27 protein-coding genes are annotated in these 25799 nt (G+C 62.9%); 17 read left to right on the forward strand and 10 right to left on the reverse strand.

Annotated features, from left to right (window positions below; all coding sequences use genetic code 11):
- The first annotated feature begins 107 nt into the window (after positions 1-107).
- Complete coding sequence (locus V7S54_RS09170; protein WP_336556959.1) at positions 108-2120, forward strand: beta-galactosidase; 2013 nt, start codon at positions 108-110, stop codon at positions 2118-2120.
- A 106-nt stretch (positions 2121-2226) separates the two neighbouring features.
- Here V7S54_RS09170 and pcaF read toward each other — a convergent pair whose 3' ends face one another.
- From pcaF to V7S54_RS09185, 3 genes are read right to left on the reverse strand one after another with little or no spacing between them, the layout of a single operon-like run.
- Positions 2227-3432: a 3-oxoadipyl-CoA thiolase gene (gene pcaF / locus V7S54_RS09175; protein WP_065373198.1), complete on the reverse strand. Its 1206-nt coding sequence runs from the start codon at positions 3430-3432 to the stop codon at positions 2227-2229.
- Positions 3432-4214, reverse strand: coding sequence for a CoA-transferase subunit beta (locus V7S54_RS09180; protein WP_065373197.1), 783 nt, complete (start codon positions 4212-4214; stop codon positions 3432-3434). The genes pcaF and V7S54_RS09180 overlap by 1 nt, the downstream gene beginning before the upstream one ends.
- A 10-nt stretch (positions 4215-4224) precedes the next feature.
- Entirely contained in the window at positions 4225-5085 is an 861-nt protein-coding gene (locus V7S54_RS09185) for a CoA transferase subunit A (RefSeq protein ID WP_065373196.1), read from the reverse strand.
- A 176-nt stretch (positions 5086-5261) separates the two neighbouring features.
- Between V7S54_RS09185 and V7S54_RS09190 the strand changes: the two genes are divergently transcribed.
- Together V7S54_RS09190 and V7S54_RS09195 are read left to right on the forward strand one after the other, a co-directional pair.
- Entirely contained in the window at positions 5262-6017 is a 756-nt protein-coding gene (locus V7S54_RS09190) for an IclR family transcriptional regulator (RefSeq protein ID WP_336408305.1), read from the forward strand.
- An 89-nt stretch (positions 6018-6106) separates the two neighbouring features.
- On the forward strand, positions 6107-6769 hold the full coding sequence (locus V7S54_RS09195; protein ID WP_065373194.1) for a sulfite oxidase-like oxidoreductase: 663 nt from the start codon (positions 6107-6109) through the stop codon (positions 6767-6769).
- Between the two features lie 20 nt (positions 6770-6789).
- Here the strand turns inward: V7S54_RS09195 and V7S54_RS09200 are convergent, their stop codons facing one another.
- Positions 6790-6939, reverse strand: a complete 150-nt coding sequence (locus tag V7S54_RS09200) for a hypothetical protein (RefSeq protein ID WP_336556960.1) — start codon at positions 6937-6939, stop codon at positions 6790-6792.
- A gap of 326 nt (positions 6940-7265) precedes the next feature.
- Here V7S54_RS09200 and V7S54_RS09205 point away from each other — a divergent pair, with 326 nt between their 5' ends.
- Both V7S54_RS09205 and V7S54_RS09210 read left to right on the forward strand, forming a co-directional pair.
- Positions 7266-7577 (forward strand): hypothetical protein, encoded by a 312-nt coding sequence (locus V7S54_RS09205; RefSeq protein WP_065373192.1) that lies wholly within the window; start codon positions 7266-7268, stop codon positions 7575-7577.
- A complete protein-coding gene (locus tag V7S54_RS09210; RefSeq protein ID WP_065373191.1) occupies positions 7577-8518 on the forward strand; it encodes a sterol desaturase family protein in 942 nt (313 codons plus the stop codon). Before V7S54_RS09205 ends, V7S54_RS09210 begins: the two co-directional genes overlap by 1 nt.
- A 153-nt stretch (positions 8519-8671) precedes the next feature.
- On the opposite strand, the gene V7S54_RS09215 is transcribed toward V7S54_RS09210, so the two are convergent.
- Positions 8672-10120: an NCS1 family nucleobase:cation symporter-1 gene (locus V7S54_RS09215; RefSeq protein ID WP_065373190.1), complete on the reverse strand. Its 1449-nt coding sequence runs from the start codon at positions 10118-10120 to the stop codon at positions 8672-8674.
- A 154-nt stretch (positions 10121-10274) separates the two neighbouring features.
- Complete coding sequence (locus tag V7S54_RS09220) at positions 10275-11162, reverse strand: helix-turn-helix domain-containing protein (RefSeq protein WP_065373189.1); 888 nt, start codon at positions 11160-11162, stop codon at positions 10275-10277.
- A 112-nt stretch (positions 11163-11274) separates the two neighbouring features.
- Here V7S54_RS09220 and pobA point away from each other — a divergent pair, with 112 nt between their 5' ends.
- Positions 11275-12447, forward strand: coding sequence for a 4-hydroxybenzoate 3-monooxygenase (gene pobA / locus V7S54_RS09225; protein WP_065373188.1), 1173 nt, complete (start codon positions 11275-11277; stop codon positions 12445-12447).
- Between the two features lie 13 nt (positions 12448-12460).
- Here the strand turns inward: pobA and V7S54_RS09230 are convergent, their stop codons facing one another.
- A complete protein-coding gene (locus tag V7S54_RS09230; RefSeq protein WP_065373187.1) occupies positions 12461-12982 on the reverse strand; it encodes a GNAT family N-acetyltransferase in 522 nt (173 codons plus the stop codon).
- Between the two features lie 79 nt (positions 12983-13061).
- Positions 13062-13988 carry a pca operon transcription factor PcaQ gene (pcaQ, locus tag V7S54_RS09235; protein WP_336408306.1) on the reverse strand — a complete coding sequence of 309 codons (927 nt, stop codon included), beginning with the start codon at positions 13986-13988 and terminating at the stop codon, positions 13062-13064.
- 93 nt (positions 13989-14081) lie between these two features.
- Here pcaQ and pcaD point away from each other — a divergent pair, with 93 nt between their 5' ends.
- From pcaD to V7S54_RS09260, 5 genes are all read left to right on the forward strand, one after another.
- On the forward strand, positions 14082-14894 hold the full coding sequence (gene pcaD / locus V7S54_RS09240; protein ID WP_065373186.1) for a 3-oxoadipate enol-lactonase: 813 nt from the start codon (positions 14082-14084) through the stop codon (positions 14892-14894).
- Positions 14887-15291 carry a 4-carboxymuconolactone decarboxylase gene (gene pcaC / locus V7S54_RS09245; protein WP_065373185.1) on the forward strand — a complete coding sequence of 135 codons (405 nt, stop codon included), beginning with the start codon at positions 14887-14889 and terminating at the stop codon, positions 15289-15291. The genes pcaD and pcaC overlap by 8 nt, the downstream gene beginning before the upstream one ends.
- Before the next feature lie 12 nt (positions 15292-15303).
- Positions 15304-16053, forward strand: a complete 750-nt coding sequence (gene pcaH, locus V7S54_RS09250) for a protocatechuate 3,4-dioxygenase subunit beta (RefSeq protein WP_065373184.1) — start codon at positions 15304-15306, stop codon at positions 16051-16053.
- Positions 16053-16667, forward strand: coding sequence for a protocatechuate 3,4-dioxygenase subunit alpha (gene pcaG / locus V7S54_RS09255; protein WP_065373183.1), 615 nt, complete (start codon positions 16053-16055; stop codon positions 16665-16667). Before pcaH ends, pcaG begins: the two co-directional genes overlap by 1 nt.
- Positions 16668-16756: 89 nt before the next feature.
- The gene (locus tag V7S54_RS09260; protein WP_065373182.1) at positions 16757-17812 is read left to right on the forward strand and encodes a 3-carboxy-cis,cis-muconate cycloisomerase; all 1056 of its coding nucleotides are present in this window, start codon (positions 16757-16759) and stop codon (positions 17810-17812) included.
- Between the two features lie 121 nt (positions 17813-17933).
- On the opposite strand, the gene V7S54_RS09265 is transcribed toward V7S54_RS09260, so the two are convergent.
- Positions 17934-18671 (reverse strand): FadR/GntR family transcriptional regulator, encoded by a 738-nt coding sequence (locus V7S54_RS09265; RefSeq protein ID WP_065373444.1) that lies wholly within the window; start codon positions 18669-18671, stop codon positions 17934-17936.
- Between the two features lie 86 nt (positions 18672-18757).
- A complete protein-coding gene (locus V7S54_RS09270) occupies positions 18758-19552 on the reverse strand; it encodes an NAD-dependent epimerase/dehydratase family protein (protein WP_065373181.1) in 795 nt (264 codons plus the stop codon).
- A 298-nt stretch (positions 19553-19850) separates the two neighbouring features.
- Here V7S54_RS09270 and kdgD point away from each other — a divergent pair, with 298 nt between their 5' ends.
- The 6 genes from kdgD (at position 19851) to V7S54_RS09300 (ending at position 25785) form a co-directional block, all read left to right on the forward strand.
- Entirely contained in the window at positions 19851-20762 is a 912-nt protein-coding gene (gene kdgD, locus V7S54_RS09275; protein ID WP_336408307.1) for a 5-dehydro-4-deoxyglucarate dehydratase, read from the forward strand.
- Positions 20763-20782: 20 nt separating this feature from the next.
- Complete coding sequence (locus tag V7S54_RS09280; protein ID WP_336408308.1) at positions 20783-21919, forward strand: mandelate racemase/muconate lactonizing enzyme family protein; 1137 nt, start codon at positions 20783-20785, stop codon at positions 21917-21919.
- 1 nt (position 21920) lies between these two features.
- Positions 21921-22793: an amidohydrolase family protein gene (locus tag V7S54_RS09285; protein ID WP_176707619.1), complete on the forward strand. Its 873-nt coding sequence runs from the start codon at positions 21921-21923 to the stop codon at positions 22791-22793.
- 129 nt (positions 22794-22922) lie between these two features.
- The gene (locus tag V7S54_RS09290) at positions 22923-23900 is read left to right on the forward strand and encodes a TRAP transporter substrate-binding protein (protein WP_065376841.1); all 978 of its coding nucleotides are present in this window, start codon (positions 22923-22925) and stop codon (positions 23898-23900) included.
- Between the two features lie 82 nt (positions 23901-23982).
- A complete protein-coding gene (locus V7S54_RS09295) occupies positions 23983-24504 on the forward strand; it encodes a TRAP transporter small permease (protein WP_065376842.1) in 522 nt (173 codons plus the stop codon).
- Positions 24505-25785: a TRAP transporter large permease gene (locus V7S54_RS09300; protein ID WP_065376843.1), complete on the forward strand. Its 1281-nt coding sequence runs from the start codon at positions 24505-24507 to the stop codon at positions 25783-25785.
- Positions 25786-25799: the final 14 nt, after the last annotated feature.

The following is a 25799-nucleotide window of genomic DNA, read 5'->3' on the forward strand; positions in this document are numbered from 1 at the left end:
GGGCGCCCTTTCATGTTCTTGAATATAAACGTTTATATTCAAGACGAGACAGACAAAACCCGAGGCTGGAACCAACCGGCCGAATGAAATGACGAAGGACCGGACCCGTGCACATGCCCATGACCAGAACGAACCGCTTCAACGCCAAAGAACAGCAGACCGACATGCTGGAGCTCGGCGTCTGCTACTATCCGGAGCAGTGGCCGCGCGCGAAGTGGGAAGAGGATGCGCGCCGCATGGTCGAACTTGGCCTTGCCTGGGTGCGCATCGGTGAGTTCGCCTGGGCGAAGATCGAGCCGCGGCCGGGCGAATTCCATTGGGAATGGCTGGACGAGGCGATCGAGGTGCTCGGCAATGCCGGCCTCAAGGTCATTCTGGGCACGCCGACCGCCGCACCGCCGAAATGGCTGATCGACCGCTACCCGGATATCCTTCCCGTCGACGTCAAGGGCGTGGTGCGCAAGTTCGGCGCCCGGCGCCACTATTGCTTCTCCAGTCGCCGCTATCGCATCGAGGCGGCGCGCATCTCGGAAGCCATGGCCGAGCGCTACGGCAAGAACACCTTCGTGCATGCCTGGCAGACCGACAACGAATACGGCGACCATGACACGATCTACAGCTATTCCGACGAGGCGCTGCGCGCCTTCCGCGAATGGCTTGAGAACCGCTACGGCACGGTCGAGGAGCTGAACCGCGCCTGGGGCACGGCCTTCTGGGCGATGAACTATCTGGCGTTCGACGAAGTCGAGCTTCCGAACAACCTCGTGGAAGAGCCGAGCCCGACCCATATCGTCGATTACATCCGCTTCTCCTCCGATCAGGTGAAGAGCTTCAACAAGGCGCAGGTCGACATCATCCGCAAGCACTCGCCGGGCCGTCCGGTGACGCACAATTTCATGTCGCAGAACACCGACTTCGATCACTACAAGGTGGGCGAGGATATCGATATCGCCTCCTGGGACGTCTATCCGATGGGTGGGCTCCTCAACGGCCGCCTCTGCTCGGAAGACAAGGGCCGTTATCTGCGTGTCGGCGATCCGGACCAGCCGGCCTTCAACCACGATCTCTACCGCGCCGTCGGCAACGGCCGCGTCTGGGTGATGGAGCAGCAGCCGGGCCCGGTGAACTGGGCTTCGCACAACCAGTCGCCGGCCGACGGCATGGTGCGGCTCTGGACCTGGCTCGCCTATGCCCATGGCGTCGACATGGTTTCCTATTTCCGCTGGCGCCAGGTGCCGTTCGCGCAGGAGCAGTTTCATGCGGGCCTGTTGCTGCCGAACAGCGAGGTCGACCAGGGCTATCTCGAAGTTGCGCAGGTCGCCGAGGAGATGAAGCGGCTGCCGAAGGGCGAGCGCCGCGAGAAGGCCAAGGTTGCGCTCCTGCTCGACTACACTTCGCGCTGGGCAACGCGTGCCCTGCCGCAGGGCCGCACCTATCTGGCCTCGCAGATCGCGCTCGACTGGTATTCGACCGTCGCCCGCTTCGGCGTCGACGTCGACATCATCGGCCAGCACTCGGATCTCGATGGCTACCAGCTGGTGCTGGCGCCCGACCTCGTCATCCCGGATCAGGCCCTTGTCGAAAAGCTTGCGGCTTCCGGCGCCAAGGTTCTGTTCGGACCGCGCAGCGGCAGCAAGACCGAGGACATGCATATTCCCGAAGGCTTGCCGCCGGGACCGCTTGCATCGCTGATCGATCTCAGCGTCGCCCGTGTCGAATCTCTGCCAGAATTCCATGCCGAAAGCGTGCTCTATGGCAACGAAACCTATCCGGCCGGCGTCTGGCGCGAGACCATCAGGACCAGCGAAACCGTGCTTGCGACCTTCGAGGGCGACTACCGCAATGGCGCTCCGGCACTCGTCGGCAACGACAAGGCGCGTTACCTGGCGACGGGCGCGCGCGGTGGCTTCCTCGGCAAGGTGATCGGCGATGCGCTTGGCTGGGCCTCGGTCGAGGCGCTCTCGGATCTCGGCGATCTGCGCATCACCCGCCGCGGCAGGCTCACCTTCGCCTTCAACTACGGCAAGGCTGCCGTCGACGTCCCGGCGCCGGCAGGCGCGACCTTCCATGTCGGCGGCCGCAAGCTCGGCCCTGTCGATGTCGCGATCTGGTCGGAGTGACTGGGCGCAAGGTTACGGCACCCGCAGGGTAGCCCGATTGAGATAAACAAAAGAGCCCGGCCTCTGCGAGGCCGGGCTCTTTTGCATTTGAGGGCTTTGAGGCGGACTAGACCCGTTCCAGCGCCACTGCGATACCCTGGCCGACGCCGATGCACATGGTCGAGAGCGAGTAGCGCCCGCCGGTCTCCTGTAGTTCGAGGGCAGCCGTGCCAGTGATGCGCGCTCCGGACATTCCGAGCGGATGACCGAGCGCGATCGCGCCGCCGTTGCGGTTGACGCGCGCGTCGTCGTCGGCAATGCCGAGGTCGCGCAGAACGGCGAGGCCTTGAGAGGCGAAGGCCTCGTTGAGTTCGATGACGTCGAACTGCGACGGCTTGAGACCCAGCCGCGCCATCAGCTTCTTCGATGCCGGCGCCGGTCCCATGCCCATGATACGTGGTGGAACACCGGCTGTGGCGCCGCCGAGAATGCGCGCGATCGGCCGCAGCCCATATTTCTTCACCGCCGCTTCCGAGGCGATGATCAGCGCGGTCGCGCCGTCGTTGACGCCGGAGGCGTTGCCGGCGGTCACCGTGCCGCCTTCTTGTCTGAAGGGCGTGCCGAGCTTGGCGAGCGCTTCCATCGTCGTTGCGCGCGGGTGCTCGTCGCGCTCGACGACCACAGGCTCGCCTTTGCGCTGCGGGATCGTTACCGAGACGATCTCCCTCGCAAGGCGACCGTTGCCTTGCGCTGCGGCGGCTTTCGCCTGGCTGCGGACGGCGAAGGCATCCTGGTCCTCGCGGCTGACACGGAAGTCCGCTGCGACGTTCTCGCCGGTCTCGGGCATGGAGTCGACGCCGTACTGCTTCTTCATCAGCGGATTGACGAAGCGCCAGCCGATGGTCGTGTCGTAGATCTCCGCGTTGCGCGAAAACGCGGTATCGGCCTTCGGCATCACGAAGGGCGCGCGCGACATGCTCTCGACGCCGCCTGCGATCATCAGCTCGGCCTCGCCGGACTTGATGGCCCGCGCCGCGGCGATGACGGCATCCATCCCGGAGCCGCAGAGACGGTTGATCGTCGTGCCTGATACCCCGACCGGCAGGCCGGCGAGCAGCAGCGACATGCGCGCAACGTTACGGTTGTCCTCGCCCGCCTGGTTGGCGCAGCCGAAGATCACGTCATCGACCGCGTCCCAGTCGACATCGGCATTACGCTCGATCAACGCTTTCAGCGGAACTGCGCCGAGATCGTCGGCGCGCACTGAGGAAAGCGAGCCGCCGAAGCGGCCGATCGGGGTGCGGATGTAGTCGCAGATGAAAGCCTCGGCCATTACGCAGCCTCCTTGTTGCCCTGATGCGCCTTCTTGGTGCGGGCGTTGATGTCGCGCAGGGTCGCAAGCTCCAGCTCGGTCGGCACCGGTGTCTCGATCACTTGCCCGGCGAACTTGATCGCCCAGCCGCAGTTCTCGATGATCTGCTCGCGGGCCACGCCCGAATGGATCGAAACGACCGTCAGTTCCTTGGTCTCGGGATCGGGTTCAAGGATGCAAAGGTCTGTGATGACGCGCGTCGGCCCCTTGGTCTTCATGCCCAACCGTTCGCGGTGATTTCCGCCTTCGCCGTGACCCATCGAGGTGATGAAGGGCAGCTTCTCGACGAAGCCGCGCTTCGACAACGCCATGGTGATGAAGATGCGGCCGCAATTGGAGGCGATCTCCGGCGCGCCGCCGCCGCCGGGAAGGCGGACCTTCGGGTGGTCATAGGGACCGACGACCGTGGTGTTGAGATTGGCGAACTTGTCGATCTGGGCACCGCCGAGGAACCCGGTGGTAATGCGCCCGCCCTGCAGCCAGTAACGGAACATCTCAGGCACCGAGACTGTGAAAAGGGCCGTGTCGCAGAGCTCGCCGTCGCCGATCGAAAGCGGCAGCACGTCCGGCTTGGTTCCGACCGTGCCGCTCTCGTAGATCAGCGTGATATCCGGCGCATGGGTCAACCGCGCGACGTTGCAGGCAGCCGATGGCGCGCCGATGCCGACGAAGCAGACGTCGTCGTTGGAGAGCGCCCGGGCGGCGGCGATCGTCATCATCTCGGTGGGGGTGAAGTCGCTCATCCTATCCTCCTCAGGCCGCTTTTGCCGATTTGTTGCCGGCGTGTTTGGCGAAATCATCAGGCTTGGCGTCGAGGACGTTTTCCTTGATCCATGCGGTGAAGCTGTCGCGGTCGCGAGCGATCTCGTCCCAGCCGATGTAGAAGGCGTTGGAGCGCGAGTAGTAGCCGTGCGCATAGGATGGGAAGGCGCCGCCCGGAACTTGGGCAACTGATGTAACCGCCCAGCCCGGGAGCACGAGGGAGTTGGGGGATGGCGGGTTGAGTTCGTCGACGATCTCCTCGACCGTGACGATCGAGCGCTTGGCCGCGAGAACGGCTTCCTTCTGCACGCCGACGATGCCTTCGATCAGCACGTTGCCCTTCCTGTCGGCGCGCTGGGCGTGAATGATCGTCACATCAGGGCGGATCGCCGGCACGGCGGCGAGCACCTCGCCGGTGAAGGGGCAGGTGACCGACTTGATGTTGGGGTTCACTTTCGGCAGGTCGGCGCCGATGTAGCCGCGCAGCGTCGCGAAGGGCAGGTTGGCGGCACCCGCCTCATAGGCATTGGCCATGGCTGCATGCGAATGCTCTTCGATTTCGAGCGGACGCGGCCACTGGTTTTCGACGGCGTCGCGGAAGCGGTGCAGCGAGCCGACGCCCGGATTGCCGCCCCAGGAAAACTTCATGCCACGCGCCGCACCGACGCCGATCAGCTGATCGTAGAGAATGTCGGGCGTCATGCGCACCAGATAGAGATCCTTGCGGCCCTGGCGGATCACCTCATGGCCCGCGGCATAGGGGATCAGATGGGTGAAGCCTTCCATGGCGACGGTGTCGCCATCCCTGACATTGTCGCCGACGGCCTCGGCGAGCGAAACGATCTTCGCCATGTTTCCTCTCTTCGCTGCTGTTTGTTGCGCCTGCGGCCTGTCGGGCCGCGGGGCAGCTTGCTCTCTTCCGCATGCAATAAGCGCCGATCGAACCAAACCGTCAAACATTTTGTGCGTTATTTGACTTTTGTTCATATATCGCACAAAATGCAGGCAGATAGATCGAGGGATGACAGATGCGAGAGACGGATTTCGTCAGCGGCTTTGCACGGGGGCTGACGGTGATCGAAGCCTTCGACGAGACCCGTCCGAAGCTGTCGATCGCCGAGGCGTCGAAGATCACCGGGCTCGACCGGGCGACGGTGCGACGGTCGCTTTTGACGCTCTCCGAGCTTGGCTATGCCGACTACGACGGCAAGTTCTTCGCGCTGACGCCAAAGATCCTGCGATTGGGCCATGCGTACCTTTCGGCGACGCCGCTGCCCACGATCATACAACCCTATCTCGACCAGCTTTCGGACCGCGCCGGGCAGAGCGCTTCGGCCTCGGTGCTCGATGGTACCGAAATCGTCTATATTGCCCGGGCCTCGCAAAAGCGGGTGATGTCGATCAACCTGACGACCGGTTCGCGGCTGCCGGCCTATTGCGCGTCGATGGGGCGCGTGTGGCTGGCGGCACTGCCGGAGCACGAGGCGCGCGAGATCCTGGCGCGCTCGAACCTGAAGGCGAACACGCCCCATACGAAAACGGATCCGGACGATTTAATCGCCGAGCTTCGTCGGGTGCGCGATCAGGGCTATGCCCTCATCGATCAGGAATTGGAACTTGGTCTCTGCTCCATCGCCGTCCCGCTCGAGAACGACCGCGGCCGGATCGTTGCGGCGCTGAACATCGGTGCGCCGGCTGCGCACATAGCCGCAGCGGAGATGGTGGAGCGTTACCTGCCGCTGCTCAAGGAAACGCAAGCCGCCTTGCGCTTGGTCCTGAGATAGCAACTTCGCGCTCCTGCGCTTGACGTTCTGCAGCAGCGCCCTTCTTATTTCCGCTTGGCGAGTGAATTCGGGCCGGGGAGTAAAGATTCATGACCGACGACACGCATCCGCCGGAAACCAAACTCACTACGACGAAGAGACGCTGGGCCGCAGACGGCAAGTTCCTGACCGGACGGATCGCCCGGCCGGAAGACGAACGGCTGCCGCCCGGCCAGCACCTGGTCAAGGATTGGCCGGTGCTCGACCTCGGCCAGCAGCCGATCATTCGGACGGAAAGCTGGCGGCTCGATGTTACCGGGCTGGTCGAGCATCCTTTGTCACTCGGATGGGCTGCCTTCAAGGCGCTGCCGCAAAGCGAAAGGCTCTCGGATATGCATTGCGTCACCACCTGGTCGCGCTATGACAACCGCTGGCAGGGTGTCGCGACCCGCGACCTGCTGGATCATGTGATGCCGAAGCCCGAGGCGAGCCACGTCATGCTGACGAGCTATGACGGCTACACTACCAACCTGCCGCTTGAAGACTTCGCCTCCGAGGATGCGATCCTCGCGACGGATTGGGAGGGGCAGCCGATCAGCCGCACCCATGGCGGACCGATGCGGCTCGTCGTTCCGCATCTCTATCTGTGGAAGAGCGCCAAATGGCTCACGCGGATTGATTTTCGCGCCGGTGATGCCGCCGGGTTCTGGGAGAAGAACGGCTATCACATGCGTGGCGACCCGTGGCGCGAGGAACGCTATTCGGACGATTGAGAGCGTGGCCCACCCTGACCTCAATGCTTCGGAGCCAAGATCGACTGCAGCCCTGCCAACTGGTAGCGCCAGAAGAAGTCGATCGCCGCCTGAATGGACGGCCCGTCCTCATACTGGCCGAGCGCGTCGGCAATAGTGTCGATGGTTCGAGTAAAGGTGCGCTCCAGCACGAAGGGCATCAGCGGCGATAGCGCTGCCTCGCCCTGTGTTCGATCGTGTATCGCCGCGCAAGCCGGGTCATCTTGCGGGCTGTCAAGTCTCTGACGTGGGCATAGCGCGCGCCTTCGGACCCGCGAAAGAAGGTGAGGACGACGAGCCGCTGTTCGATCCAGAACGCCAGCAGCGCGCGCGTGCTCCGAGCCCCGGGCATCTGCCGTCAGACAACGAAAGGTTGTTTCGGGACGTGTCTGGTTGCATCCTTCGGCTTCCCGCAATGCTCGTGTAATCCGCTCCCCCCAAAGTCGGCAATAACGTTTTCAAACAAGGACGGTTGTCGATGCGGTTGGTCGTCTTGCCGATGTGGATGATGCTGTTCGGCGCGGGGTCGGGGCATGCCGACGACAAAGGGCTGTGGATTGCGGACGATCCGCAACGCACAACACAGCACCTGTACGATCCCTGTCGTGATGGTCGGCTAAGTGACGGAAAGCCACGCACCTGTGCCGAGATCGGGCGCATGTATGGCGGCAAGAGGTGGGGCGATTGGTCCGAGCCGGACCTTAGCCTGGATGCATGTTCGGATGGGCGCGTCAGCGATGGCCGCCCGCGCACATGCCGCGAGTTGCTGGAATGGATGGAGCGTCATTGATGATTTCAGAGCGCAGCCGCGCCCTTTCGAAGGCCGGGCATCTGCTAAAGCGAATACTGCGATATCTGTCCTGGCCTTTGGTGTTCTTCTCCGGACTGTTGGGTCCTTATTTTGCCTTCGCAAGCACCCACCCGATGATCGCCTTCGCGACGGTCTATGCCGCCGCGGTCTTTGTCCTGTTCCTTCTCGAACGCTACATCCCCTACGAGCGTCGCTGGCTGCTGTCGGATGGCGAGACGGTAAACGACATCGGGCATACGCTGGCGACGAAGGGGTTGCTGCAACTGGCCGGGCTGATCGCCGCCGTCTTCCCCATGTACGCGGCCAACATCCTGCAGCCGCTCGCCGCGCTGAAGTTCGGATTGTGGCCCTCGGATTGGCCGATGGTGGTTCAGGTGGCGTTGGCGGTGGTGATTGCCGAACTGGGACTCTACTGGGCGCACCGCATTGCCCATGAAAAACTGTTCTTCTGGCGGTTCCACGCGCTGCACCACAGTGTCGTCCGGCTCTGGGTCATCAATACCGGCCGCTTCCATGTTGCCGATTCGCTCTTCAAGCTCGCGATGAGCCAGATCCCGCTCTATTGCCTCGGTGCGCCGCTCCACGTTTTCTGGTGGCTTGGGGCGGTTACGGCCTTCATGGGCATCCTTACCCATTGCAACATCGATATGCGCACCGGCATTTTCGATTTCGTCTTCAGCACGCCGCGCCTTCACCGCTGGCATCATTCGAAAGACCTTCGCGAAGGCAACATGAACTACGGCGAGAACGTCGTGATCTGGGATTTGATCTTCAGGACCTACTACAACCCCAACCGTCCATCCTCCACCGATATCGGCATCAAGGGACGGATAGCACCGGGATTTCTAAAGCAACTGGCCCAGCCCTTCACCAAGGAAGGTGTCCGCCAAATTCTCGGCCGCCCAAGTCGAGGCCCGTGATGGCGTGGATGCCGTACCCGATCGTCCGACCGGGTACGGCATTGAACGACTAAAGCCTGTCGCGCAAAAGTGCGCAGCGGTTTTGCGATAACGACATGCGAAATATCAAAAACATAAAGCGCAGGGAGCGAATCTGAAAGATCGCGGCGCGCTTTAAGAGGCAAAGGCCGGCTTACGTGCGCCGATCCTTAAGACGTAGTAGATCGCCCCGCCGATCGCGACGCCGAAGAACCAGCCGTAAGTTCCCCACCAGGCCGGCAGGATGTTCGTGAACGTCGGCAGGATCGACGAAAACAGCGCGCCCACCGCAAAGGCGATGAAGGCGCTGCCGTGCCAGCCGCCCTGGAAGCGGAATTCGCCATCCTCGTGGTAAAGCGCCTCGACGTCGAGCTGGCCTCTGCGGATGAGATAATAATCAACCATCATCACCCCGAAGATCGGCCCCATCGTCGAGCCGATGAAGTTGACGAAATGTGCCGCACCCGTTTCCCACGGCGCGAAGGGATAGAGGATGAGGGCAATCAGGGCGGCGATGTAGCCGCCGCGTTTGAAGTTGATCTGCCGCGGGAAGACATTGGCGAAGTCGAAGGCGGGGGACACGAAGTTTGCCACGACGTTGATGCCGAGGGTCGCGACCGCAAAGGTGAGCGCTGCAAGCAGAGCCAGGAACCAGCTGTCGAACTTTGCCGAAATCTGGTCCGGATGCAGCAGCACTTCGCCATAGACGGCAAAGGCCGCCGTCGTCGTCACACCGGCGACCAGGCAGAAGGCGAGCAGGTTGATCGGCAGGCCCCAGAGGTTGCCCTTGCGCAGGGTCTTTACATCCGTCGCATAACGCGAGAAGTCGCAGAAGTTCAGGTAGAGCGCGGCGAAATAGGTGATCCAGGTGGCGGCGACCGCCGCGAGTGCCGGGAAGGTGCCGGGTTCCCAGGGAACGCCCGCGTCCTTGGTCTTCTCGATGAGGACGTCGCGCGGGATTTCCGAGCCGAAGGAGAAGGTTCCCGATTTGACGACGAGATAGACGGCAAGGATCAGCATCATGACCCAGACCGCAGGGCCTGCCCAGTCCTGGAATTTGCGAACGGTCTCCATGCCGCGCTGGATGATGAGCAGCTGCAGCGACCAGACGACGACATAGCAGATGACCTCAAGCGTCGAATGGCCGAGCATGTGGCTATTCTGGTGGAAGGCCAGCATGCCTTCGTTGCGGATCAGAAGGGCGACGATCGCGCCCGAGGCGGCGGCCGTCTGTGCGCCATACCAGAAGCAGGCGACGACCGCGCGCACGAGGGCAGGGACGTTGGCGCCAAAGGTGCCGAATGAGGCGCGCGCGAGTACGGGGAAGGGCACGCCGGTGCGCACGCCCGCATTGCCGACGAGGCTCATCAGGAAGAAGATCACCAGCGATCCGATGCCAATCGCGATGACGAAGTTCACGAAGCTGCCGCAGAGCAGGAAAAGGCTTGCGGCGAGGTAATAGCCCCACAGGCTATGCACGTCGGATGTCCACACATTGAAGATGCTGAAAGCGCCCCACCGGCGTTCCTCGGCCGGTGCCAGATCCTCGTTGTACAACGAGGGCGACGGATCGCGTACTGCCATGTCTTCCTCCGTATATTCTCCGGGTCCCCCTCGGACCCGAGCCTTGATTCTGCTCCCGTTTTGAGTCGTTGCAAAAGTCTTTTTGGATTGTATACAATTTCACGCCGACGGTGCCGGCCTGGCCTCCGCCGAGCTGCGCCGGAACGCGTTTGCCTTACGCGCCGAGCCTGTCCCGCTCAGCCAAACGCCAGGCGCGCGGCGTCATGCCCGTCTGGCGCAGGAAGAAGCGGGAGAAGTAGGCGGGATCGGCAAAGCCGAGGCGGAAGCTGATTTCCTGCACACTGGCCCGGGTGAAAACGAGCTCGCGCCTCGCTTCGCCGATGAGCTTTCGCGAGATCATCTCGTGGGCGCTGAGCCCCATGATAACACGCGTTATCCGGTTCAGATGCGTCAGCGACAGGCCTAGTTCGCGGGCATAGGCTGCGGCCGACCAATGCGAGCGGTGGTGCTGCTGCAAAAGAGTCTGGAAGCGCTGGACCCGCTGTTCGTTTTCGCTATCGGCTGTATCGTCTCGGCTGTCGCTTGTCTCGTCGAGACGTGCCGCCAGCGTCAGCACGGAGGTAAGGTAGGCATCCAGCAGGTCCGTGCGATTGCTGCGGCTGGTTTCCCATTCCCTGGCCAGACGCGTGAGGGTTGCTGCGACATAGGCCGCATCCTCACCGTCGTCGAGCCTGGTCAAATGCGGGCTGGCCAGCCACGCACCGAGACGACTGCGCTCGCCGGGAGATGTCTTCAAATGCGACGCCAGGATGGTGAAGACGAAGCCGTCGATGTCGCGGGAGAAGCGGAAGCCGTGGCTGAGGGCCGGTGGAACCATGATGACGGCCGGCGGCTCTATCGCATGCACCTTGTCGCCAAAGACGGCATCGCCCGAACCGCCGGCAATGTACAAGATCTGAAAGAAGCTTTCGTGGCGGTGCAGTCCGATCTCCCAGTGGTAGAGGCTGCTTCGTGACGGAATAGTCTCGCAATGCAGCCAAAAATCCGGCCGTTCTCCGGTCCGTTCGCCGTAAAGCTCATAGGTCGGAACCGTCTTCTTCATACCACGTTCCCTGAAGCCATGTTCGATTTGTGCAATTTCATGGCGGATTTGTCCATTGAGAGCGAAGCCCGCTCGGCGCAGATTTTGTCAAAAGACAATTCTGGAGGAGAGCATGCGCACCAAGGTCGTCATCATCGGGTCAGGCCCATCAGGGCTCTTGCTTGGGCAATTGCTGACGGAAGCCGGCATCGACAACGTCATTCTCGACCGTGTGAGCAAGGATTACATCCTTGGCCGCGTGCGCGCCGGCGTGCTCGAGGAAGGCACGGTCGGATTGATGGATCGCGCCAGGGCCGGCGCGCGGATGCACAAGGAGGGGCTGCCACATGACGGTTTCTCGCTTGCCTTCGACGGCCGCGACCACCGCATCGATCTGTTGCATCTGACCGGCGGCAAGCGCGTCATGGTCTATGGCCAGACGGAACTGACGCGCGATCTGATGGAGCATCGCGAGCGCTCCGGCGCGACGACGATCTATGAGGCTGCCAATGTCGAACCGCATGATTTCGACAGCCATCAGCCCTATGTGACCTTTGAGAAGGATGGTGCGACCCGGCGTATCGATTGCGACTTCGTTGCCGGCTGTGACGGCTTTCACGGCATCAGCCGCAAATCAGTCCCCGAAAAGGCGTTGCGCACCTTCGAGAAGGTCTATCCTTTTGGTTGGCTCGGAATTCTCGCCGACGTGCCGCCGGTCGATCACGAACTCATCTACGCCAACCATCCGCGTGGCTTCGCACTTTGCTCGATGCGCTCTCAGACCCGCAGCCGCTACTACATTCAATGCTCGGTGAGCGAAAGGATCGAGGACTGGTCCGACGAGCGCTTCTGGGACGAGCTGCGCCGGCGGCTGCCGCAACATCATGCCGAGGCGATGGTGACCGGACCGTCCTTCGAGAAGTCGATCGCGCCGCTTCGCTCCTTCGTCGCCGAACCGATGCGCTTCGGCCGCCTTTTCCTTGTCGGTGACGCCGCCCACATCGTGCCACCGACGGGGGCGAAGGGGCTGAACCTCGCTGCCAGCGATGTGCACTATCTCTTCGAGGGACTGCTTGAACACTATCAGGACCGTTCGAACGCGGGCGTCGATGCCTATTCGGCACGGGCGCTGGCGCGTGTCTGGAAGGCGGTGCGTTTCTCCTGGTGGATGACCATGATGCTGCATCGCTTTCCGGACACCGGTGATTTCGACCAGCGCATCCAGGAGGCCGAACTCGACTACCTCACCCATTCGGTTGCCGCCGAGACGGCGCTGGCCGAGAACTATGTCGGGCTGCCGTTCTGACGCTTCACCGCGATCAGCTCCATTCGTTCCGGAGCAGGCCATAGATCGCCGTGTCCCATCTGACGTCGCCGACCTTGGCCGAGGACCGGCGCACGCCTTCCTCGCGAAAACCGAGGCTGCGGTACGTGCGGATCGCCGCCTCGTTGAAGGTGTAGACGTTCAGCTCCAGCCGCTCGAAGGCGGGATCGGCGAAGAAGCGGCTGGTCACCTCGCGAAGGAATGGCCGGGCGAGGCCGCGGCCGCGCATGCGCGGACTGATGGCAACCCGGCTGAGGCGGCCGACGCCGTTCTGCCAATCGAGTGCCACCTGCGCATGACCGGCGAGCTTGCCGTCGACCAGGCCGGCGAATATCCATCGCGCGGGCTCGGCAGCCGTTGTCTCTGCGAGCATCGCCTCGAGCTGCGCGGCCCCCAGTGGAAACGAGAGGCCGGGGCCGCCCCATTGCACCAGCGCTTCGAGGTTCGAAAACCAGTCGAGCATTTCGGGAATGTGCTTTTGGGAAAAGGCTTCAACGAGGAGGGGAGCGGTCGGCATGGGATCACCAGTCTGTCGGAACCCGCAATCTCGGTCGCTGGCCGGGGCTTGTAAAGCCGCGAATTCCCGGCATGCCGCCTCAGAGTTTGGTGGCGACGATGGTCGCTGCCTCGCGAATGGTCTGCATCAGGATCGAGAGAGCCGCTGATGGTGCCGCGTCGGCGCGCATGGTAAGGCCGACGGGGCCCTTCGTCTCGCTGGTGTCGATCGGCAGGATCGCGATCGTTCCATCGTCGACGTCGCTGGCGACGACGCCGGCGGAGATGATCCAGATCGCGTCGCTCGCCCGGACGAAGGCGCGACCGAAGGCATCGGACACGGTTTCGATCTGGTTCGGTAGGTTGGCAATGCCGTTGGTGATCAGGAAGCGCTCGACGAAGGGGCGGATGATCGAGGCACGCGTCGGCATCAGTACCGGGAAATCCGCGAGCCGTGCAAACGTGGAATGCGAGCCCGCAAGCAGCGGATGCCCGGCCCGGACGGCAAAGACAACCTGTTCGGAATAGAGGTGCTCGAAGGAGAAGCCGGCCATCTTCTCCGGTGCCGCAAGCCGCCCGACGACCAGATCGAGATCGCCGACGCGCAGTTGTTCGAGGAGCACGGCGTTTTCGCCGGTGACGATCTTGATGCGCGCGCCGGTATCCTCCTTTAGGAAGAGCGTCATGGCGTGCGGCATGATCCGTGTCGACACCGTCGGCAGCGCTCCGACCCTGACCGGCACACCGTCGCCGGCGCGTTCCTGCGACACGGAATCGAGCCCTTGCCGCAGCGCCGTCAGCGCCGCGCCGGCGTGGCGCAGGAATACCTCGCCGTAACGTGTTATCTTGATGCCGCGCCCGTCGCGCTCGAAAACCGCGACGCCAAGCACCTCTTCCAGCTCGCGGATCGTCTTGGTCACGGCCGGCTGGCTGACATGCAGCAGCTCCGCCGCCTTCATCACGCTCTTCTGCCGGGAGACCTCGACAAAAGTCTGCAGATGGCGAAACTTAACTCGGGCGTCGATCACGGAATTCATAACCCTCAAGTTAATGAAATGCCATGAAATATCATTTTACCTAACCAGATTAAATATCCAATTTGGTGACGGAGGAGAGAGCCCGTGCAGTTTGCCCGCATCAACGACATTACGGTCCACTATCAAGTGATCGGCGCGACCGGCGACCGGCCGGTGCTGGTTTTTGCCAATTCGCTCGGTACGGATTTTCGCATCTGGCGTGACGTCGTCGTCCGGCTCGCCGGCGACTATGCCATCGTCCTCTATGACAAGCGCGGCCATGGCCTCTCCGATATCGGGCCGATCCCTTACGCGATCGAGGATCACGCCAACGACCTGGCCGGTCTGCTCGACATGCTCTCCGTCAAGCAGGCGATCATCTGCGGTCTGTCGGTCGGCGGGTTGATTGCGCAGTCGCTCTACCAGCGGCGGCCCGATCTCGTACGTGCGCTGGTTCTTTGCGACACGGCGCACAAGATCGGCACTGCCGAGATGTGGGCGGCACGCATCGCTGCCATCGAGGAACATGGTATCGAGGGGATCGCCGATGGCGTGCTCGAGCGCTGGTTCACGCCGGCCTTCCGCCGGCCGGAAAACACCGCCTATGCCGGCTATCGCAACATGCTGGTGCGCCAGCCGGTGACCGGATACATCGCCACCTGCGCCGCCATCCGCGATGCCGACTATACCGAGGCGGCGGCCCGTATTGCGGTGCCCGCACTCTGCGTCGTTGGCGACCAGGACGGTTCGACGCCGCCCGATGTGGTGCTTGCGACCGCTCGTCTCATTCCCGGCGCGCGCTACGAAGTCATCCGCGACGCTGGCCACATCCCTTGCGTCGAAAACCCGGAGGCTTTGACCGCGGTGCTTCGCGCCTTCTTCGAAATAGCAATGCATGGAGACAAGCCGCATGAGTGACGCCTTCACGCCCTCGGACCGTTATCGACAGGGCATGGCCACGCGCCGGGCCGTTCTGGGCGACGATCATGTGGACCGGACTCAGTCGGCTTCCACCGATTTCGATCGCCCGTTTCAGGAGTTGATCACTGAGGCCGCTTGGGGCCACGTCTGGTCGCGGCCGACCTGGACGAAGCGGGAGCGCTCGATTGTGACGATCGCGCTGCTCGCAGCCCTTGGTCAGGATGACGAGGTGGCCATGCATGTGCGCGCGACCGTCAACACGGGCGCCAGCCGCGACGATATCTGCGAGGCGCTGCTGCATGTGGCGATCTATGCCGGCGTGCCGGCGGCCAATCACGCGATCAAGATCGCCAAGCAGGTCTTTGTCGAGATCGATGCCGGCAAGGCGGCCTGACGGGGGAAGATGATGACCGACAGAACGAATAGGAAGCCGGAGACGGGTGCCTTTTTTTCCCGCGACCGGCAATGGCATGCGCCGGCGCTGACGCCGGGCTACAAGACCTCGGTGCTGCGCTCGCCGCAGAAGGCGTTGTTGTCACTTGACGGCACGATCTCGGAAATCACCGGCCCTGTCTTCGGCCATTCTGTCATAGGCGAGCTCGACAATGACCTGATCCACAATTTCGCTCGGGCAGGCGAAAGCGCCATCGGCGAGCGCATCATCGTGCATGGGCGGGTGCTCGACGAGCGCGGCCGCGCCGTGCCGGGCGCGCTGCTCGAATTCTGGCAGGCGAATGCCGGTGGCCGTTACCGCCACAAGAAGGAAAGCTATCTCGCGCCACTCGACCCGAATTTCGGCGGTTGCGGCCGCACGATCACCGACGACGAGGGCTTCTATGCCTTCCGCACGATCAAACCAGGTCCTTATCCCTGGCCGAACGGCGTCAATGACTGGCGCCCAGCCCACATCCATTTCTCGGTCTTCGGCCATGGCTTCGCGCAGCGCCTGATCACCCAGATGTATTTCGAGGGCGACCCGATGATCTGGAAGTGTCCGATCGTCAATACGATCCCCGACCGCCAGGCGATCGAGCAACTGATCGCGCCGCTCGACTGGGCAAACACGATCCCATTTGATGCGCGCGCCTACAAATTCGACATCGTGCTGCGCGGTCGCCGCTCGACCCTTTTCGAGAACCGGCTGGAGGGCAACTGATGGTGCAGCAGCTGAACTACCTCAAGGAAACGCCGTCGCAGACGGCCGGCCCCTACGTGCACATCGGACTGACGCCAAACTTTTCCGGGATCGGTGGCGTTTACCAAGCCGACCTCGGATCGCGCATGGTGAATGAGCAGACGAAGGGGCAGCGCATTACCATTACTGGCCGCGTGATCGACGGCGCCGGCGCGCCGCTCAGGGACGCGCTCGTCGAGATCTGGCAGGCGGATGCTGCCGGCCTCTACAATTCGCCGACCGAAATTCGTGGCTCCGCCGACCCGAATTTCTCCGGTTGGGGGCGTTGTGCGACCGGTGCCGAGGACGGTGTCTTCAGGTTCGAAACGGTGAAGCCCGGGGTCGTGCCTTACAGCCGTGACCGGAAGATGGCGCCGCATATCACCTTCTGGATCGTCGCCCGCGGCATCAATATCGGCTTGCACACGCGCATGTATTTCCCCGAAGAGACGGAAGCGAATGCCGTCGATCCGCTGCTTGCGCGGATTGAACATCGTCATCGCGTCGCGACGCTTGTCGCGACGGGAGACGCGCCTAATTATGTTTTCGACATTCACCTGCAGGGTGAGAAGGAAACGGTCTTCCTCGACATCTGAACAGGAATGTCACGCCTGGACATGGGGCGATGATTGATGCCCCCATGCAGCAGGTGGCATTTCGTTCGGGAAGCAGAAACGGGGAAACCATGACCTATTCCGCCTTCGACCATCCTTATCTCTCCGGGCTTCTGGGTGATGAGGCGGTTGCCGCCGAGTTTTCGGCCTCCGCCGATATCCATGCGATGCTCGCCTTCGAGGCGGCGCTTGCGCGGGCGGAAGCCGTGCACGGCATCATCCCGCCGAGCGCTGCCGACCGCATCACCGAGGCCTGCCGCGCCTTCTCGCCCGATGTCATCGCACTGAAGCGCGCCATGGGCGTGGATGGTGTAGTCGTGCCGGACCTCGTCCGGCAATTGCGCGCCGCCGTCGGTGGCGAGGCGGCGGAATACGTACACTACGGCGCCACCAGCCAGGATGTGATCGACACCAGCCTGATGTTGCGGATGAAGGCGGTCGCTGAGCTTTTCGCCGTGCGCCTCGGCAATGTCGTCTCGGTGCTCGAAGAATGCGACAGCGAATGGGGGGATCGCTCGCTGATGGGGCGTACCCGCATGCAGGCGGCAATCCCGATCACCGTCTCCGACCGGTTGCGCAGCTGGATCGAGCCGCTGCTCGATCATATGGATCGGCTGGAGGCGATGGACCGTGATCTCTTCGCCGTCCAGTTCGGTGGCGCCGCGGGCACGCTCGATAAACTTGATGATCGAGCCGACGAAGTGCGCGCCACGCTTGCCGAAGAGCTCGGCCTTGCCGATTTTCCGCAATGGCACAGCCAGCGCTCGGAGGTCGCGGATTTTGCCAGCGCACTGTCGCTGGTGACCGGCAGCCTCGGCAAGTTCGGCCAGGATGTCGCGCTGATGGCGCAGCAAGGCGATGAGATCGAGCTTGCCGGCGGCGGTGGTTCCTCGGCGATGGCGCACAAGCAGAACCCCGTAGCGGCGGAGGTTCTGGTGTCCTTGGCGCGGTTCAACGCGACCCAGCTCTCCGGCATGCACCATGCGCTGATACACGAGCAGGAACGCTCCGGTGCCGCCTGGACACTCGAATGGCTGATCATGCCGCAGATGGCCGGTGCGACGGCGGCCGCACTTCGCCTGGCGGCTGAGCTTGCAAGCAACATACGCCGGCTTGGCCGCGCCTGAGCAGGATGGTCGTCCGCTGCCTGGAGCATCCCGCATTCAAGTGGAATCACTTGAATGCGGAAAGATGCTTTAGAATCAAAGTGCTAGAGCCTTATTTGTGCGTTCATCTGAACGCACGGCTCTAGCGGGCCGCGCGCAACATCGAGCGATAGCGCACCTGGCTGTTCTTGAGGTGCTGGCGCATGGCGCTGCGCGCCCGTTCCTCGTCGCCATCCTGGATCGCGATGAGAATGGCCTCGTGTTCCGAGATCAAGCGCGACAGTTCCGCCGCCGCCAGCACGGTCTCCTCGCCGCTTTCGGAAACCGCGCGGCGGGGAATAAGCGCGGTGCCCAGCATCTGCAGGAACTCGCTGAACCGCGGATTGTTCGTCGCCTGGGAAATCGCCAGGTGGAAGTTGAAATCGGCTTCCGCCGTGGGGCGGCCCTCGGCAGCACTCGCGCAGAAGCTGTCGAAGGCCTCGACGATCTTTTCTTCCTGTGCCGGCGAGCGGCGAAGGGCGGCAAGGGCAGCGGCATCGCCTTCGACGGCGGTCCTCAGTTCCAGCATTTCGATCAGCGACGAGACGCGCGCGAGATCGACGCCGTGGAAAGGCAGCGGGGCCACCGGCGCGGGTTCCAGCACGAAAACGCCGATACCGTGTCTCGCTTCGACCAGCCCGCCGGAGCGTAGTGCTGCGATCGCTTCGCGCACGACCGTGCGGCTGACGCCGAACTCCTGGGTAAGCTGCGCCTCCGATGGCAGGCGATCGCCCGGCTTATAGTGTCCGCCGGCGATCTGGCCGCTGAGCGCGTCCGTCATCTTGGCCACCAGCGTCTTGCCTTGTGGGGTTGTGTTGTCGGGGGCGGTGACGTTGCTCATGGGCATGGCCGTTTCTGGGACTTGGTGTGAGTTTCTGGATACGCCATTGCCGATCAAGGGCGCAATCCATTGGCAAGGCCTAGGGCCTACTCCTCGAAGATCGGATCATCGACGAAGGCGCCGCCCTGATACCGCACGAGCGAGTCGCCCGGGTCCGGCTTCGGGCTGCTGGCGGCAATCTTATCGCGGAAGACTTCGGCATTTTCCTTCGGTCGCCAGCCGAGCCATCCAATGTGCGAATTGTCCCACCAGCCGGCGTCGTTGGCAGACGCACCCCAGATGACGGGGCAGCCGAGGACCGGGACGCGGAATACAGCTTCGATCAGGGAAACGAAGTCGTCATGCGAAAGCCAGGTGGACAGCATGCGGTAGTTGATGGGTTCCGGAAGGCACGAGCCTATGCGGACCAGCGCCGTCTCCTGGCCGAATTTCTCGAAGTACATGCGGGCAAGTGCTTCGCCGAAGCACTTCGACACACCGTAGAGCCCGTCCGGCCGATAGGGAGCATTCGGGCCGAGCCGCTCGTTTTGCGGATAGTAGCCGATCGTGTGGTTGGTGCTGGCGAACAGGATGCGCGGCTTGTCGTTGGCGCGTGCAGCTTCGTAGAGGTTGTAGAGGCCGAGAATGTTGCCGTCGAGGATTTCGGAAAAGGGCCGTTCGACGGATATGCCTCCGAGATGCAGGATTGCATCGCAGCCGGCAACAAGGTCATGGACAGCGCCGGCATCGGCGAGATCGCACTGAACGCATTCTTCATTCTCGCCGGGTGGATCGAGCGGCGAACGGTCGGAAAGTCGGATCACCTTGGCCATCGGGGCGAGCTTTTTGCGCATGACGCGGCCCAACTGGCCTGCTGCGCCGGTGATCAGAAGTCGTTCCATCGCCTGTCTCCTTCATATCGGCGGGTAGGGTCCCGTCGATCATCAGTCCAGTCACATCATACAATACCGGCTAACATATAATACATGTTCTCTGCAACACGAATGGAGAACTTGGCGCGTTTGAATGCCCAGCTCGCTCGGGTTTGTGCCGAGTGGCAAGATGAAACGAGATTCGGTCCGAAGGCGCGGGGGCATTGAATTTCGAAGGTCGTATGATAACTTGTACTATGACATATTGACATGTGTGTGATGACTTGCTTAGTAGGGCGCGTCGAGTATTAGGGAGGGCCCGCGCGAAATGACCCCAGAACAGATCAAGGCCGCGCTTGGATCGGGCCTGCTTTCCTTCCCGGTGACGCACTTCGATGCGGAGGGCCGTTTCGCGCCGGAAAGTTACCAGGCGCATGTCGAGTGGCTGGCCGGCTACAAGGCGCCGGTGCTGTTTGCCGCCGGCGGAACCGGCGAGTTCTTCTCGCTGAAGCCGGATGAGATCCCCGGCATCGTCGCTGCCGCCAAGGATGTTGCCGGCGAAACGGCGATCGTATCCGGCTGTGGTTACGGTACGGAGATGGCGGTCGATATCGCCCGGTCGGTCGAGCGGGTCGGTGCCGATGGCATCCTGCTTCTGCCGCACTACCTGATCGATGCGCCGCAGGAGGGCCTTTACGCCCATGTGAAGAAGATCTGCCAGTCGGTCGGCATCGGTGTCATGGTCTATAACCGCGATAACTCGGTGCTGCAGCCCGACACGCTGGCGCGGCTCTGTGACGAATGCCCAAACCTGATCGGCTTCAAGGATGGCACCGGCGATATCGGCCTCGTGCGCCAGATCACCGCCAAGATGGGCGACCGGCTGATGTATCTCGGCGGCATGCCGACGGCGGAACTGTTCGCCGAAGCCTATCTCGGCGCTGGCTTCACCACCTATTCCTCGGCCGTCTTCAACTTCGTGCCGGGGCTCGCCAACGAATTCTACGCGGCGCTTCGCAGCGGCGACCGTGCCACCTGCGAGCGCATCCTTAACGACTTCTTCTATCCGTTCATGGCCATCCGCAACCGGGCCAAGGGCTATGCTGTCGCGGCGGTGAAGGCCGGCGTGCGGCTGCAGGGGTTCAATGCCGGACCGGTGCGCAGCCCGCTCACGGACCTGACGGGGGCCGAAGTCGAGATGCTCGACGCGCTTATCGGCAGCCACAAGCGCAAGTCCTGACCGGGGGAGGGAGGAGTGCCATGAAAATCACCGCCGTCCGCACCCATCTCCTGGAGCACCGGCTGGCCGTGCCGTTCGAAAGCGCCTCGATGCGCTTCGATCGGCGCGCGCATGTGCTGGTCGAGATCGAATGCGACGACGGGACGATCGGCTGGGGCGAATGCCTTGGGCCGGCGCGGCCCAATGCGGCGGTGGTCGCGGCCTATTCCCCCTGGCTGATCGGCCAGGACCCGCGCCAGACCGAAAAGCTCTGGGCGATCCTCTACAATGCGCTTCGTGATCAGGGGCAGCGCGGTCTGGCGGTTACGGCTCTCTCCGGCATCGACATCGCGCTCTGGGATATCAAGGGCAAACATTACGGTGCCTCGGTCTCGATGCTGCTTGGTGGCCGCTGGCGCGAGAGCGTGCGCGCCTATGCGACCGGCAGCTTCAAGCGCGACGGCGTCGACCGCGTCTCCGACAATGCCATGGAGATGGCTGAGCGGCGGGCGCAAGGGTTTCACGCCTGCAAGATCAAGATCGGCTTCGGCATCGACGAAGACCTGCGCGTCATCCGCGCGGTGCGCGAGGCGATCGGCGACGAAATGCGGCTGATGATCGACGCCAACCATGGCTACACCGTCACCGAGGCGATCCGCCTCGGCAAGGCGGCGGCGGACTACGATATCGACTGGTTCGAGGAGCCCGTGGTGCCGGAGCAGCTTTCAGCCTATCGCGAGGTCAGGACCGGGCAGCCCATCCCGGTCGCAGGCGGCGAGACGTGGCACGCCCGTTACGGAATGTGGCCCGCGATCGAGAGCCGCGCCGTCGACATCCTGCAGCCGGATCTCTGCGGCTGCGGCGGGTTCTCCGAGATGGCGAAGATCGCAAGTCTTGCGACCTTGCACGGCGTTCGCATCGTGCCGCATGTCTGGGGTACCGGCGTACATCTTGCCGCGGCGCTACAGTTCATGGCGGCGATGACGCCGGACCCGGTGCGGGTGAACCCGATCGAGCCGATCATGGAGTTCGACCGGACGGAGAATCCCTTTCGCCAGGCGGTGCTGACGACGCCGATCGAGGCCGTGAATGGTGTCGTTGCGATCCCGGACGCGCCCGGTCTCGGCATCGAGATCGATCGCGATGCGCTCGCCCAGTTCAAGATGCCCGAGGCTTGAGATGATCGAGCGCACCCTCTCCGGTCGTCCGCCTGAACCCCGTCTGCCGAAGGGTACGGTCGATGCACAGATGCACATATATCTGCCGGGCTTCCCGTCGCTTCCCGGCGGTCCGCCCTTGCCGGCCGAGCCGTTGCCGGATGCTGCGGCCTATCGTCGGGTCATGGATTGGCTCGGTATCGACAGGGTGATCATCACCCAGGGCAATGCCCACCAGCGGGACAACGCCAATACGCTTGCCTGTGTCGCTGCAATGGGCACCGCCGCGCGGGCCGTCGTCGTCATCGACGAAACCACGTCCGATGTGGACATGCGCGCGCTGAGCGCATCCGGTGCCGTCGGCGCACGCATCATGGACCTGCCGGGTGGCGCGGTGGGGCTCGACGCGCTGGAAGCGATCGATGCAAGAGCACATGCGGCGGATTGGATGATCGCCGTGCAGTTCGATGGCAACAGGATGCTCGACCACTTGCCGCGGCTGGAGCGCATCCGTTCGCGCTGGGTGCTCGATCACCACGGCAAGTTCTTCGCCGGCGTCGACCCGGACGGGCCGGAGATTGCAGCACTTCTGAAACTGATCGACCGGGGCAATGTCTGGTTCAAGTTCGCGGGCGTCTACGAGAGTTCGCGAGCGGGATGGCCCTACGAGGACGTGGCCGCTCTTTCGCGCCGGATCGCGGACCATGCCCCGGAACGCATCATCTGGGGCTCGAACTGGCCGCACAACATGATCCGGAAAACGGCAGACTATCCCGATGACGCGCGGCTCGCCGACCTCGTGCTCGGCTGGCTTGGCGACGACCGGGCAAGGCATCTCGCCCTCGTCGAGAACCCGGAACACCTGTTCAAGCTGCCGCCCTTCGCGGCGGCGTGACTTCGACCCGCGGTGGGAGCCGGGAGGCTCCCTGTCGGGCCCAAGGACATGAGATTTCGCATGCCGGCCCGGACGGGCAGCAACGCGGCCTTGGGAGAGGCCAAAGCACAATTAGTGGAGGAGGAAAACATGAAGAAAATTGCAGGCATGCTTTGCGTCGCAATGGGGCTGGCGTTTGCCGGCACAGCGGCGCAGGCGCAGGAAATCACCCTGCGTTCGGCGGACATCCACCCGGACGGCTACCCGACCGTCGATGCTGTCAAATACATGGGGCAACTGCTCTCCGAGCGCACCGACGGCCGCATCAAGATCGAGGTCATGAACAACGGCGTCCTCGGTGGCGAGAAGGACACGATTGAGCAGACCCGCTTCGGCGTCATCGACATGAACCGCGTCAACGCCGCGCCGTTCAACAATCTCGTCAAGGAGACGATGGTTCTCGGCATGCCGTTCCTGTTCCGCTCGACCGAGCACATGCACAAGACGGTCGACGGCCCGATCGGCGAGGAGGTTCTCGCCGCTTTCGAGCCGCACGGTCTGATCGGTCTCGCCTTCTACGATTCCGGCGCCCGTTCCTTCTACACCACCAAAAAACCGATCGAGAAACTGGCAGATCTCAAGGGGCTGAAGATCCGGGTGCAGCAGTCCGACCTCTGGATCGCGATGATGCAGGCCTTCGGTGCCAACCCGACGCCGATGCCGATGGGTGAGGTCTATTCCTCGCTTGAAACAGGCGTTGTCGACGGTGCCGAAAACAACTGGCCGTCCTACGAGTCCGCTCGTCATTTCGAGGTGGCCAAGAACTATTCGCTCACCGAACATTCCCTCAACCCGGAGATCCTGGTGATCTCCAAGGTGAGCTGGGACAAACTCTCTTCTGACGACCAGGGGCTGATCCGCCAGGCGGCGAAAGACTCCGTCGGCAAGATGCGCGAATTGTGGAGCGCGCGCGAAAAAGTCTCGGAAGAGAAGGTTCGCGCCGCCGGCGCAAACGTCATCAAGGTCGACAAGGAAGAGTTCGCCGCCGCCATGGGGCCGGTCTACGACCAGTTCGTCAGCGACCCGAAACTCAAGGACCTTCTCGAGCGGGTGAAGGCGGTCAAGTGACAGCAGACGGCGGGCCGGCTCCGAGAGTGGAGCCGGTCGTCGCAACTGTCCATTGGATCGCTTTTGCGGAGGAGGAAGAGACATGCGTCGTTTCATGCGGGCGATGCGCCCGGTTCTCGGGGCGCTAAGCCGCGCGTCGCTTTATATCGCCGGCACTGGCATGGTCGCCATGACGTTGATCGTCGGCTGGCAGGTCTTTGCCCGCTACGTCTTGAACGACTCGCCAAGCTGGTCTGAACCCTTGGCCCTCCATCTCATGGCCTGGTTCATCATGCTCGGTGCTGCGGTGGGCGTGCGCGAGAGCGTGCATCTCGGCCTCGATGTCATCCGTCATGTGATGAAGCCTTCGGTGCAAATGGCCATGGACCTGACGAGCCTTGGCCTGATCGTCATCTTCGGCGCTTCCATGGCCTACTACGGCCTGCTTCTTTGCGTCGGCACTTGGACGGCCACCATTCCCGTTCTCGGCTGGCCGGGAGGGGTCGACTTTTTTCCGCTCATCGTCGGTGGTGTGATGATTGCCCTGTTTGCCGCCGAGCGTTTGATCGATCTGGTTCTGGGTGTCGATGTCGCCGCAGATGTCGTCGTGCAGGAGATGGCCTGAATGGCTTACACTATCCTCTTCGGGGTCTTCACCCTCTTGATGTTCATTGGCACGCCAATCGCGTTTTGCCTCGGCATCGCCTCGTTCGCCACCGTGCTCTATCTCGGCCTGCCGCCGGTGGTGGTGTTCCAGCAATTGAATTCCGGCATGAATATCTTCGCCATGATGGCGATCCCGTTCTTCATCTTTGCCGGCGACCTGATGGTGCGCGGCGGCATTGCCAACCGGCTGATCCAGTTTGCCGCCGGCCTCGTCGGGCACCTTCGCGGCGGTCTCGGCCAGGTCAACATCGTCGCCTCGACACTCTTCGGCGGTATCTCCGGCTCGGCGGTGGCGGATGCCTCGGCGGTCGGCGGCCTGATGATCCCGCAAATGGCAAAGCGCGGCTACGATCGCGACTATGCCGTCAACGTCACGGTCAATGCGGCGATCATCGCGCTGATGGTGCCGCCGTCGCACAACATGATCCTTTATTCGATCGCGGCGGGCGGCAATGTCTCCGTTGCCGATCTCTTTACCGCCGGCATCATTCCCGGCCTGCTGCTTGCGCTTTCGCTGATGGTGACGGCCTATATCGTTGCAAGACGCAGAGGCTATCCGGCCGAGCCGTTTCCGGGCTTTGCAAAGGTCTTCTACTACCTGCTCGCCTCGTTCCCCGGCATCGTGCTGATCGGCATCATCTTCGGCGGCGTGCGCTCCGGCGTCTTCACCGCCACCGAAAGCTCCTGCATCGCCGTGCTCTATGCTTTCCTCGTCGCCATGCTGGTTTACCGCGAGCTGGATTGGACGGGTTTCGTCGAGGCGGTGATGGGGGCGGTGCGCACCACCGCCATGGTGCTTCTGGTCATCGGCATGGCGGCGTCCTTCGGCTGGCTGATGGCGTTCCTGCAGGTGCAGGCGCTGATGATCAGCGCGATCAGCGCGATCTCGGAAAACCCGATCATCGTGCTGCTTGTCATCAACATCATCCTGCTGTTCCTCGGCACCTTCATGGACATGGCGCCGATGGTGATCATCTGTACGCCCGTGCTCCTGCCGGTGGTGAAGGCCTTCGGCATCGATCCGGTGCATTTCGGCGTGGTGATGATCCTCAACGCCGGCATCGGCCTCAACACGCCACCGGTCGGCACGGTGCTGTTCGTCGGATGCGCCGTCGGCGGGATAACCATTCGCGAGGCGATGCGCACCATCTGGCCGTTCTTCGGCGCCAGCATCGCGGTGCTGATGGCGGTCACCTACATCCCGGCCCTGTCGCTCTGGCTACCGTCGGTCTTCAAGTGAGTTGACCATTCGTG

The sequence above is a fragment of the Ensifer sp. CCNWLY38 genome (genome assembly GCF_037120565.1).
Taxonomy (GTDB): domain Bacteria; phylum Pseudomonadota; class Alphaproteobacteria; order Rhizobiales; family Rhizobiaceae; genus Ensifer; species Ensifer adhaerens_H.

Excerpts from the sequence above, each read along its gene's own strand:
- V7S54_RS09290 (WP_065376841.1), top strand. The coding sequence starts at position 22,923 with ATGAAGAAAATTGCAGGCATGCTTTGCGTCGCAATGGGGCTGGCGTTT.
- V7S54_RS09210 (WP_065373191.1), top strand. The coding sequence starts at position 7,577 with ATGATTTCAGAGCGCAGCCGCGCCCTTTCGAAGGCCGGGCATCTGCTA.
- V7S54_RS09300 (WP_065376843.1), top strand. The coding sequence starts at position 24,505 with ATGGCTTACACTATCCTCTTCGGGGTCTTCACCCTCTTGATGTTCATT.
- pcaG (WP_065373183.1), top strand. The coding sequence starts at position 16,053 with ATGGTGCAGCAGCTGAACTACCTCAAGGAAACGCCGTCGCAGACGGCC.
- V7S54_RS09205 (WP_065373192.1), top strand. The coding sequence starts at position 7,266 with ATGCGGTTGGTCGTCTTGCCGATGTGGATGATGCTGTTCGGCGCGGGG.
- V7S54_RS09215 (WP_065373190.1), bottom strand. The coding sequence starts at position 10,120 with ATGGCAGTACGCGATCCGTCGCCCTCGTTGTACAACGAGGATCTGGCA.
- pcaF (WP_065373198.1), bottom strand. The coding sequence starts at position 3,432 with ATGGCCGAGGCTTTCATCTGCGACTACATCCGCACCCCGATCGGCCGC.
- V7S54_RS09220 (WP_065373189.1), bottom strand. The coding sequence starts at position 11,162 with ATGAAGAAGACGGTTCCGACCTATGAGCTTTACGGCGAACGGACCGGA.
- pobA (WP_065373188.1), top strand. The coding sequence starts at position 11,275 with ATGCGCACCAAGGTCGTCATCATCGGGTCAGGCCCATCAGGGCTCTTG.
- V7S54_RS09295 (WP_065376842.1), top strand. The coding sequence starts at position 23,983 with ATGCGTCGTTTCATGCGGGCGATGCGCCCGGTTCTCGGGGCGCTAAGC.
- V7S54_RS09260 (WP_065373182.1), top strand. The coding sequence starts at position 16,757 with ATGACCTATTCCGCCTTCGACCATCCTTATCTCTCCGGGCTTCTGGGT.
- V7S54_RS09285 (WP_176707619.1), top strand. The coding sequence starts at position 21,921 with ATGATCGAGCGCACCCTCTCCGGTCGTCCGCCTGAACCCCGTCTGCCG.
- V7S54_RS09195 (WP_065373194.1), top strand. The coding sequence starts at position 6,107 with ATGACCGACGACACGCATCCGCCGGAAACCAAACTCACTACGACGAAG.
- V7S54_RS09185 (WP_065373196.1), bottom strand. The coding sequence starts at position 5,085 with ATGGCGAAGATCGTTTCGCTCGCCGAGGCCGTCGGCGACAATGTCAGG.
- V7S54_RS09230 (WP_065373187.1), bottom strand. The coding sequence starts at position 12,982 with ATGCCGACCGCTCCCCTCCTCGTTGAAGCCTTTTCCCAAAAGCACATT.
- pcaC (WP_065373185.1), top strand. The coding sequence starts at position 14,887 with ATGAGTGACGCCTTCACGCCCTCGGACCGTTATCGACAGGGCATGGCC.
- V7S54_RS09280 (WP_336408308.1), top strand. The coding sequence starts at position 20,783 with ATGAAAATCACCGCCGTCCGCACCCATCTCCTGGAGCACCGGCTGGCC.
- pcaH (WP_065373184.1), top strand. The coding sequence starts at position 15,304 with ATGACCGACAGAACGAATAGGAAGCCGGAGACGGGTGCCTTTTTTTCC.
- V7S54_RS09265 (WP_065373444.1), bottom strand. The coding sequence starts at position 18,671 with ATGAGCAACGTCACCGCCCCCGACAACACAACCCCACAAGGCAAGACG.
- V7S54_RS09180 (WP_065373197.1), bottom strand. The coding sequence starts at position 4,214 with ATGAGCGACTTCACCCCCACCGAGATGATGACGATCGCCGCCGCCCGG.
- V7S54_RS09270 (WP_065373181.1), bottom strand. The coding sequence starts at position 19,552 with ATGGAACGACTTCTGATCACCGGCGCAGCAGGCCAGTTGGGCCGCGTC.
- kdgD (WP_336408307.1), top strand. The coding sequence starts at position 19,851 with ATGACCCCAGAACAGATCAAGGCCGCGCTTGGATCGGGCCTGCTTTCC.
- V7S54_RS09190 (WP_336408305.1), top strand. The coding sequence starts at position 5,262 with ATGCGAGAGACGGATTTCGTCAGCGGCTTTGCACGGGGGCTGACGGTG.